We start from the raw sequence: 825 nt of genomic DNA, 5'->3' as shown, positions 1-825 counted from the left end.
CCATCACTGCCGGGGCGCAGAGTTTACGGGTGCTGCCAACCTTGCCGAAACTCAACCGATGGCCTTCCAGGGTATACGGCGCGAACCAATGGTTGCAGCCGGCATTGCCATAGGCCCGGCCATCATCGCCCAGGGTGATGGTCAGGTGGCTGTAATCCATCAACGGCCGCTCGCCTATCCATTCAAGGATATAGCTGCGGTTTTGTTGCAGTTGCACCGGCTCGCCGGCACAACCCAACAGGCTGGCACCGATCAGCGCGGCCAGGACCAGGCGTTTCATCAAGCGGCTTCCTGGCATTGAGGACACAGGTGTTTTTCGCCGACCGTCGTCCAGCCCAACTCGGCGATGCGCGCGGTGGCGGCTGGCTTCTGCGCCTTGGTGCCAAGCTTGGCATCGACGGCGAATTCGAAGCTCAGTTCCTTGGCGCAGCGGTCGCAATTGACCTGCCAGGTGTGGATCGCCAGTTCGCCGAACACCGGGCCGGTGGTCATGGCGGTCCATTGGCCCATCGGCTTGAGCAGGTGACGAACGGTGTCCACGGTCAGGCGCATGGATAAATCCTTGCTGCCCTTGAGGGTGACCAGCAATACATCGTTGGCCTGGATCGAACCGCCGTTGCCGGTGACCTGGTAGCGACCCGGCGCCAGGGCGCGGACTTCGGTCAAGGTGTGCTGTGGGTTCATCAGGGTGTAGCGGAAATCGTGTTCGGCCATGGGTCCTCCAAATAGGCGCGACATGCTAGCACGGGGCATGGCTTGGGCATGGACTCGATGAAAGGTTGGCCGACGAAACTCCATCCATCCCCTGTGGGCGAGCCTGCTCGC

The 825-nt window shown here is 61.9% G+C and carries 2 protein-coding genes; both read right to left on the bottom strand.

Annotated features, from left to right (window positions below; genetic code table 11):
* Positions 1-280: META domain-containing protein (locus tag OC610_RS28240; RefSeq protein ID WP_264432969.1), on the bottom strand; the 280-nt coding region annotated here is incomplete at its 3' end.
* Positions 280-714: a hypothetical protein gene (locus OC610_RS28235; protein ID WP_030142411.1), complete on the bottom strand. Its 435-nt coding sequence runs from the start codon at positions 712-714 to the stop codon at positions 280-282. The genes OC610_RS28235 and OC610_RS28240, both read right to left, overlap by 1 nt.
* Positions 715-825 lie beyond the last annotated feature (111 nt).

The organism is Pseudomonas agronomica (assembly GCF_025917275.1).
In the GTDB taxonomy this organism is placed as follows: domain Bacteria; phylum Pseudomonadota; class Gammaproteobacteria; order Pseudomonadales; family Pseudomonadaceae; genus Aquipseudomonas; species Aquipseudomonas agronomica.
Note: the sequence above shows the minus strand (reverse complement) of the source record. Positions and strands in the feature narration are given on the sequence as shown.